Here is a 7,131-nt window from a genome sequence, read left to right as displayed (position 1 = left end):
CGGCTTACCTACGGTAAGCCCAGCAATGCTTTCGACGACGGCTTACCTACGGTAAGCCCTTAGGAGGAGAACACACTTGAAGTTTCATAAAATATTGATCGCCAACCGCGGAGAGATCGCCGTTCGCATTATTAGAGCGTGCCGCGAGCTTGGAATTTCGACGGTTGCGGTATATTCCGAGGCGGATCGCGACGCGCTGCACGTGCGGATTGCGGACGAAGCTTACTGCATCGGACCGACGCTTTCCAAGGATAGCTATTTGAATTACATGAATTTGATGAGCGTGGCTACATTGACCGAGACGGATGCCATTCATCCGGGCTACGGATTTTTGGCCGAAAACGCCGACTTCGCTGAAATTTGCGAAAGCTGCAACATTACGTTCATCGGTCCGTCTCCCGAAGCGATCAGCAAGATGGGCGACAAGTCGGTCGCCAAGCTGACGATGAAGGATGCCGGCGTGCCGGTCATTCCGGGCTCCGACGGGTTAGTTGAGAACATGGACGAAGCGATCCGGCTCGGACGCGAGATCGGGTATCCGATCATCATTAAAGCGACGGCGGGCGGCGGCGGCAAAGGGATTCGCCTTGCCGACAATGAAGAAATGCTGATTCAGCAGATCACGACGGCGCAGCAGGAAGCGCAGAAGGCATTCGGCAACGCCGGCGTCTATCTGGAGAAGTATTTGACTGGCATGAAGCATGTAGAGATTCAAATTTTGGCCGACAAGCACGGCAATGTCGTGCATCTCGGCGAGCGCGACTGCTCGGTGCAGCGCCGCCGCCAAAAGCTGGTCGAAGAGGCGCCTTGCCCTGTATTGACGCCGGACATTCGCGAGCGTATGGGGGAAGCCGCAGTACGCGCAGCCAAAGCCGTGGAATACGCCGGAGCGGGCACGCTCGAATTTTTGCTCGGACCGGACGGACAGTTTTACTTCATGGAAATGAACACGCGGATTCAGGTGGAGCATCCCGTAACCGAGTATGTCACGGGTATCGACATCATTAAGGAAATGATCCGCATTGCCGAGGGTGAGCCGCTTTCTTTTACCCAAGAAGAGGTACAGATCAACGGCCATTCCATCGAATGCCGGATTAACGCGGAAGATCCGGACCGCAATTTCATGCCGTCGGCCGGCCAAATTCAGTTTTATTTGCCGCCGGGAGGGTTCGGGGTGCGCGTAGACAGCGCGGCATACCCGGGCTATACGATTCCTCCGCATTACGATTCGATGATCGCCAAGCTGATCGTCTGGGGCAAGGACCGCGAGGAAGCGGTACAGCGTATGAAGCGCGCCCTTAGCGAATTTGCCATCGATGGCATCCATTCGACCATTCCGTTCCATCTCAAGCTGCTGGAGCATAAAAAGTTTCTGGCAGGGGACTTCGATATCAAATTTTTGGAAGAGCATGACGTGAACGACCCGAATTCGTAAGCCTGTTCACTTCATTGTCATATTTATAGGAGAATGGTATAGTATACTGTAAGACAAGTTTTTGAATCGACAGCGCCGAACGCGTGATGCAGTTATTGTTCCGAGGGTAAAACAATAACTTGGAGGAGGACCATAAACGATGAGTATCATAGCTGCGGATTATGAAAAGACCGAGATGGGCGCAATTCAGATTGCCCCCGAGGTAATCGAGATCATCGCCGGCATGGCCGCGGTGGAGGTGCCTGGAGTAGCTGGAATGAGCGGCGGATTCGCAGGCGGCATTGCAGAGCTGCTCGGACGCAAGAACATGTCCAAAGGCGTGAAGGTCGAGGTCGGCCAGCGCGAAGCGGCGATTGACGTTTCCATTGTGATCGAATTCGGTTCGCGTATTCCGGAAGTCGCTAGCGGCGTCCAGCAAAATGTGAAAAATGCAATCGAATCGATGACCGGTTTGAACGTAGTTCAGGTTAATGTTCATATCCATGACGTTATTTTCAAGGGGCCGGAAAAAATCGAAGAGGCGGAACCCGTCTCCCAGCAACGCGTTAAATAAACAAACCTTTAGAGCGCTCGGTTGAACCCCCTGCATACCGTCAGGGGGTTTCCTCCATATATGGAAGGAGAATACATACGTGGTAAAAGTTTTGGACAAGCTGCTGCTTTTTCTTTTAAGTGTCGTCGTACTGATTGCGTGCGTCATTCTCCTGTTTGCCGCGTTTGGATTCATTCCGCTCGATGTGGCGAATAATTTTGCTCATGACGTTTATTATGACGTGGATGCGGCCATTCCTTTCATTAGCGTGACCTTGATCGTGGCGCTGATCAGCATCCGGTTTCTGTTCGTCTCCGTTCGCCGAGGGAAGGCGGCTGCACCGTCCATCGACCAGCGTACAGAGATCGGCGATATCCGGATCTCGATGGATACGGTGGAAAATTTGTCGCTCAAAGCGGCGAATCGCTCGCGCGGCGTGAAAGATTTGCGCGCAAGGGTGAAAGTGAGTCAGGCGGGGCTGGAGATCATCATTCGCGCGATTGTGGATGGAGAAAGCTCGATTCCGGCGCTGACCGAAGAGATGCAGGCCAATGTGAAGCGGCACGTTGAGGAAATTACGGGCATCCCGGTTGCATTCGTTTCCGTTTATATCGCGAATGTTCAGCAATCGACCCCGACATTCAAAAGTCGCGTGGAATAGAGGTGAGCTCCCCGGATGTGGAAGCGGATGTTGGAGCAGCTTTGGGAAGGGCACCCGAGAAAGATGGCGGGGCTGGGGATCGGCGCGGTGCTGGGCATCATTTATTTATTCTTCGGTTTCTGGCATATGTTAATATTTGCCCTAATCGTATATACTGGATATTATATAGGGAAGAGATTGGACCGGGGCGAGCCGGCGTTTCCCGTTGAAGACATTTGGCGCCAGCTCATGGACAAATGGAGATTGTTCCGGTAAATCCTTGGAGAATCCCAAGGATTTTTTTCATGGCGCAAGGAGAGCAGGAGGACGTATTAACAATGAGACGCAGATTAGCAAGGGAGCTCGCGCTTCAGAGCCTTTACCAAATTGAAATGAATGGTGTCGCTCCGGCGGATGCGGTATCGCATGTCGTCGAGGAGGCACGGACGGAAGACGAAGCGCAGCTGACACGGGAACGCGATCAAATCTCGCCGCCGCACATTATAGAGCTTGTGGAAGGCACCTTATCGCACAAGCAGTCCATCGACGGGCTGCTGCTCGATTATTTGAAGGGCTGGCAAATGGACAGGCTGTCGAGGGTGGATCGTGAAATTTTGCGCCTGGCCACGTACGAGATGGTGTTTCGCGACGATGTTCCGCCGAAAGTCGTCGTTAACGAGGCGATCGAGATGGCCAAGCATTTCGGGACGGACGATTCAGGCAAGTTCGTGAACGGCGTATTGGGGAAAATGATCCGGGATCTGGATTCGATTCGGCAAAAGTCGCCGGAAGCGTAACACATTCATTAGGGGAGGCGAACCGCATGTCCGCACAGGTTATCAATGGTAAAGAAATCGTGAGTGACTACAGAGCCCAAATCAAAGATCAGGTCGCGTCGCTCCAGTCCAAGGGCGTTCAGCCTGGACTGGCCGTCGTTATCGTAGGCGACGACCCGGCTTCGCACGTATACGTGCGCAACAAGGCCAAAGCGTGCGAGGAAGCCGGGATGTATTCCGAAGTTCATAAGCTCACGGAGAGCACGCCGGAGCAGGAGCTGATCGAGCTGATCGAGAAGCTGAACGGAAGCGACAAAATACACGGCATTCTGGTGCAATCACCGCTGCCGAAGCATATTTCCGAAGAGCGGGTCGTGGAAGCGATCGAACCTTCCAAGGATGTGGACTGTTTTCATCCGGTGAACGTCGGCAACCTGATGATCGGCAAGGAAGGTCCTTTGCCGTGCACGCCTGCCGGCGTCATTGAAATCTTGAAGAAAATCGGCGCGGACATTGCGGGCAAGCACGCTGTTGTGATCGGTCGCAGCAACATCGTCGGCAAGCCGATGGCAATGCTGCTGCTTCGCGAACATGCGACGGTAACCGTCTGTCATTCCCGCACGAAAAATATGGAAGAAATTACGCGTCAGGCCGATATTCTTGTCGCCGCCGTCGGTAAAGCGAAAATGATCAAAAGCCGTCACGTGAAGCCGGGTGCCATCGTCATCGATGTTGGCATCAACCGTCTGGAGGATACCGGGAAACTCGCCGGCGACGTCGATTTTGACGATGTGCTGGACACGGCAAGCTATATTACGCCCGTGCCGGGCTGCGTAGGACCGATGACGATCACGATGCTGCTGCGCAATACGCTGGAAGCGGCCGAACGGGCAGCCGGCTTGCACGTGACCGTGTAGCCTATGAAAGCGAAGCAGCAGATTTATTCGATCAAAGAGCTGAATCGGTATATCAAGATGCTGCTCGAAGGCAGCGATCGGCTGCAGGATGTATGGGTTCGCGGCGAAATATCGAATTTTACGCATCATTCCAGCGGGCATATGTATTTCACGCTGAAGGATGCGGATTCCCGCCTGAAAAGCATCATGTTCGCCTCGTACAACCAGCGAATCGGGTTCATTCCGCGGGAAGGCTCCAAGGTGCTCGCGTGCGGCAATATTTCCGTATACGAGCGGGACGGGCAGTATCAGTTCTACGTTACGCAAATGCAGCCGGACGGCATCGGAAGCCTGTATTTGGCGTTCGAGCAGCTGAAGAAGAAGCTCGAAGGCGAAGGGCTGTTCGCTGCCGACCGCAAAAAGCCGATTCCTCGGTTCCCGCGGGCGATCGGCGTCATCACCTCGCCGACGGGAGCCGCCGTGCGCGATATTATCATCACGCTGCAGCGCCGCTATCCGTCGGTGCCGGTGCTGCTGTATCCCGTGCTTGTGCAGGGAGCCCAGGCGGCGCCGTCCATCGTCAAAGCGATCGAAGAAATGAACGCGCGCGGCGAAGTCGACGTCTTGATCGTCGGCCGCGGCGGCGGTTCGCTCGAGGAGCTGTGGGCGTTTAACGAGGAAGCGGTAGCCCGGGCGATCTATCGCTCGGCGATCCCGGTCATTTCCGCTGTCGGCCACGAAACGGATTTTACGATTGCCGATTTCGTGGCCGATTTGCGCGCGGCGACGCCTACGGCGGCGGCAGAGCTGGCGGTGCCGCATCACCTCGAGCTGAAGCAGCAGCTCAGCTTCCTACAGCAGCAGCTGTATGCCGGCTTGTCCAAGCAGCTGGCCGCTGGCAAGGAAAGGCTCAAGCGGCTGCAGCGCTCGCCTTATTTGACCAATCCGCGTAGGCAGCTTCTAATGCAGCAGACGGAGCGGCTCGATCGGATGCGGGAGCAGCTCTCGTATAAGATGCGCAGCCGCCTGACGAAATCGCAAGAGCGGCTCATGCGGTCGGAACGGCGAATAGCAGGCTTCAACCCGAAGGAACAGATCGTGTATTCGAGGAAGCGACTCGAGGCCGCAAGCCGTGGGCTCGAGCTGTCCGCGGGTACGATCGTCAAACGGAAAAAGCAGGAGCTTGTATCAGCCATACGCCAATTGGACGCGCTCAGCCCCTTGAAGATCATGCAGCGCGGCTACGGCCTCGTGTACGATGAAAAGGAAAAGCATTTAATCAAATCGCTGAAGCAGGTTCAGATCGGGGATATTGTGAAACTGCGGATGGTTGACGGACGTATAGATTGTCATGTTTGGTCAATGGAGGAGAAACGCAATGACGAATCAGGAAGCGACGCCTAGCTTTGAACAAGCGATGGACCAGCTAGAGCGCATCGTGGCGCAGCTGGAAAGCGGGGATGTTCCGCTGGAGAAGGCAATCGAGCTGTTCCAGGAAGGGATGAAGCTTTCCCAGCTGTGCGGTCAAAAGCTCGAGCAGGTGGAACGCAAAATCGAAATTTTACTGGAACAGGATGGCGGCATGGTGAAGAAGCCGTTTCAGCCGATTGAAGAAAAAGGGGACAACCGATGAGCGTGACAAACGTCAGCATCACACAGTATATAGATCAGCATACGCTTAAGGTGGAAGCCGCTTTGCGGGAATCCGTGCCTGCCGCATGGAACATTCCGCAATCGCTGAGAGAAGCCATGATGTACTCGCTGATGGCGGGCGGCAAGCGTCTGCGTCCGATCTTCGTGCTTGCGGCAGCCGAGTCGCTCGGCGGAAATAGCGAGTCGGCGATGCCGGTCGCATTGGCCGTGGAAATGATTCATACGTATTCGCTGATCCATGATGATTTGCCGGCGATGGACAATGACGATTTCCGCCGGGGCAAGCCCACCAATCATAAAGTGTACGGGGAAGCGATGGCGATTCTCGCCGGCGATGCGCTGCTCACCCATGCGTTCTATACGGCAGTACAAGCTTCGCGCGCCCATGACGTGCCGTCCGGCGTTGTCGCCGATATCGTCGAAGAGCTCTCGAGGCTTGCGGGGGCGCCCGGAATGGTTGGCGGACAAGCCGCTGACATGGAAGGGGAGCAAGGGCTTACGAAGCTGTCGGAGCTGGAGTACATTCATCTCCACAAAACGAGCGATTTGATCGTCTTTTCATTGAAGGCGGGAGGGCGCATTGCGGGGGCGAACGATGAGCAGCTGGCCGCGCTGGAACGGTTCGGGACCTGCATCGGACTGGCATATCAAATCCAGGACGATATTCTTGATCTGATCGGCGACGAGCAGAAGCTCGGTAAACCGGTGCAGAGCGATGTCAAGCAGCAGAAGGTGACGTATCCGTACTTCCTCGGCATCGACGCGTCCAAAGCGAAAGTAGAGGAGCTGACGGCCGAAGCCAAGCAGGCGATCGCCGAAGCCCGGTTCGCTTATCCGGAACGGCTGCTGCAGCTGGCGGACTATTTGGTGAAGCGGGATTATTAATACGCTCCGCCGCCCGCAGGGCAAGAGCCGACGCTCCGCGCAGCGCCCAAACGCCGAACTTGTCTAATATTTGCATTTCGTGTTTCATTTGAGCGTTTTTTAGTCGTATGCTATAATGACTTCAAGTGTCAGGTGGGAAGGAAGCCCGAAACGGCAGTTCTTGCTTACCGAGCTACGAAATGCGATGGAATGGCAGCGAAATACAATCACAACGACGGTTCGGCCACGCCGGACTCCTTTACGCCCATATGATTGGAAGGCTTTTCAAAAAATAACAAGCTGTACTACATATGAGAGCATCGTCTCGGCATTCA

Annotated in this window: 9 protein-coding genes; all 9 read left to right on the top strand. The window is 55.0% G+C overall.

The features are described from left to right. Positions 1–76 precede the first annotated feature (76 nt). The 9 genes from accC to KXG62_RS07540 all read left to right on the top strand — a co-directional run bounded on the left by accC (position 77) and on the right by KXG62_RS07540 (position 6,817). On the top strand, positions 77–1,435 hold the full coding sequence (gene accC / locus KXG62_RS07580) for an acetyl-CoA carboxylase biotin carboxylase subunit (protein ID WP_218091320.1): 1,359 nt from the start codon (positions 77–79) through the stop codon (positions 1,433–1,435). A gap of 139 nt (positions 1,436–1,574) precedes the next feature. Next, positions 1,575–1,988, top strand: coding sequence for an Asp23/Gls24 family envelope stress response protein (locus KXG62_RS07575; RefSeq protein WP_218091319.1), 414 nt, complete (start codon positions 1,575–1,577; stop codon positions 1,986–1,988). A 79-nt stretch (positions 1,989–2,067) separates the two neighbouring features. Further along, positions 2,068–2,628, top strand: coding sequence for an alkaline shock response membrane anchor protein AmaP (gene amaP / locus KXG62_RS07570; protein WP_218091318.1), 561 nt, complete (start codon positions 2,068–2,070; stop codon positions 2,626–2,628). Between the two features lie 15 nt (positions 2,629–2,643). Further along, positions 2,644–2,883 carry a DUF2273 domain-containing protein gene (locus KXG62_RS07565; RefSeq protein WP_218091317.1) on the top strand — a complete coding sequence of 80 codons (240 nt, stop codon included), beginning with the start codon at positions 2,644–2,646 and terminating at the stop codon, positions 2,881–2,883. Positions 2,884–2,945: 62 nt separating this feature from the next. After that, positions 2,946–3,404 (top strand): transcription antitermination factor NusB, encoded by a 459-nt coding sequence (gene nusB / locus KXG62_RS07560; RefSeq protein ID WP_218091316.1) that lies wholly within the window; start codon positions 2,946–2,948, stop codon positions 3,402–3,404. 26 nt (positions 3,405–3,430) lie between these two features. Then, a complete protein-coding gene (folD, locus tag KXG62_RS07555) occupies positions 3,431–4,300 on the top strand; it encodes a bifunctional methylenetetrahydrofolate dehydrogenase/methenyltetrahydrofolate cyclohydrolase FolD (protein ID WP_218091315.1) in 870 nt (289 codons plus the stop codon). A gap of 3 nt (positions 4,301–4,303) precedes the next feature. Then, positions 4,304–5,683, top strand: a complete 1,380-nt coding sequence (gene xseA / locus KXG62_RS07550; RefSeq protein ID WP_218091314.1) for an exodeoxyribonuclease VII large subunit — start codon at positions 4,304–4,306, stop codon at positions 5,681–5,683. Continuing rightward, on the top strand, positions 5,658–5,912 hold the full coding sequence (gene xseB / locus KXG62_RS07545; protein ID WP_218091313.1) for an exodeoxyribonuclease VII small subunit: 255 nt from the start codon (positions 5,658–5,660) through the stop codon (positions 5,910–5,912). The genes xseA and xseB overlap by 26 nt, the downstream gene beginning before the upstream one ends. After that, positions 5,909–6,817 carry a polyprenyl synthetase family protein gene (locus KXG62_RS07540; protein WP_218091312.1) on the top strand — a complete coding sequence of 303 codons (909 nt, stop codon included), beginning with the start codon at positions 5,909–5,911 and terminating at the stop codon, positions 6,815–6,817. The genes xseB and KXG62_RS07540 overlap by 4 nt, the downstream gene beginning before the upstream one ends. The last annotated feature ends 314 nt before the right edge of the window (positions 6,818–7,131 follow it).

The organism is Paenibacillus solanacearum (genome assembly GCF_910593845.1).
Classification (GTDB): Bacteria; Bacillota; Bacilli; order Paenibacillales; family NBRC-103111; genus Paenibacillus_G; species Paenibacillus_G solanacearum.
This window is presented reverse-complemented; position numbering and strand designations above follow the sequence as displayed.

What these genes read in the sequence shown, in the direction of transcription:
- KXG62_RS07575 (WP_218091319.1), top strand. Translation starts at nt 1,575, where the DNA reads ATGAGTATCATAGCTGCGGATTATGAAAAGACCGAGATGGGCGCAATT.
- KXG62_RS07565 (WP_218091317.1), top strand. Translation starts at nt 2,644, where the DNA reads ATGTGGAAGCGGATGTTGGAGCAGCTTTGGGAAGGGCACCCGAGAAAG.
- nusB (WP_218091316.1), top strand. Translation starts at nt 2,946, where the DNA reads ATGAGACGCAGATTAGCAAGGGAGCTCGCGCTTCAGAGCCTTTACCAA.
- folD (WP_218091315.1), top strand. Translation starts at nt 3,431, where the DNA reads ATGTCCGCACAGGTTATCAATGGTAAAGAAATCGTGAGTGACTACAGA.
- xseA (WP_218091314.1), top strand. Translation starts at nt 4,304, where the DNA reads ATGAAAGCGAAGCAGCAGATTTATTCGATCAAAGAGCTGAATCGGTAT.
- xseB (WP_218091313.1), top strand. Translation starts at nt 5,658, where the DNA reads ATGACGAATCAGGAAGCGACGCCTAGCTTTGAACAAGCGATGGACCAG.
- KXG62_RS07540 (WP_218091312.1), top strand. Translation starts at nt 5,909, where the DNA reads ATGAGCGTGACAAACGTCAGCATCACACAGTATATAGATCAGCATACG.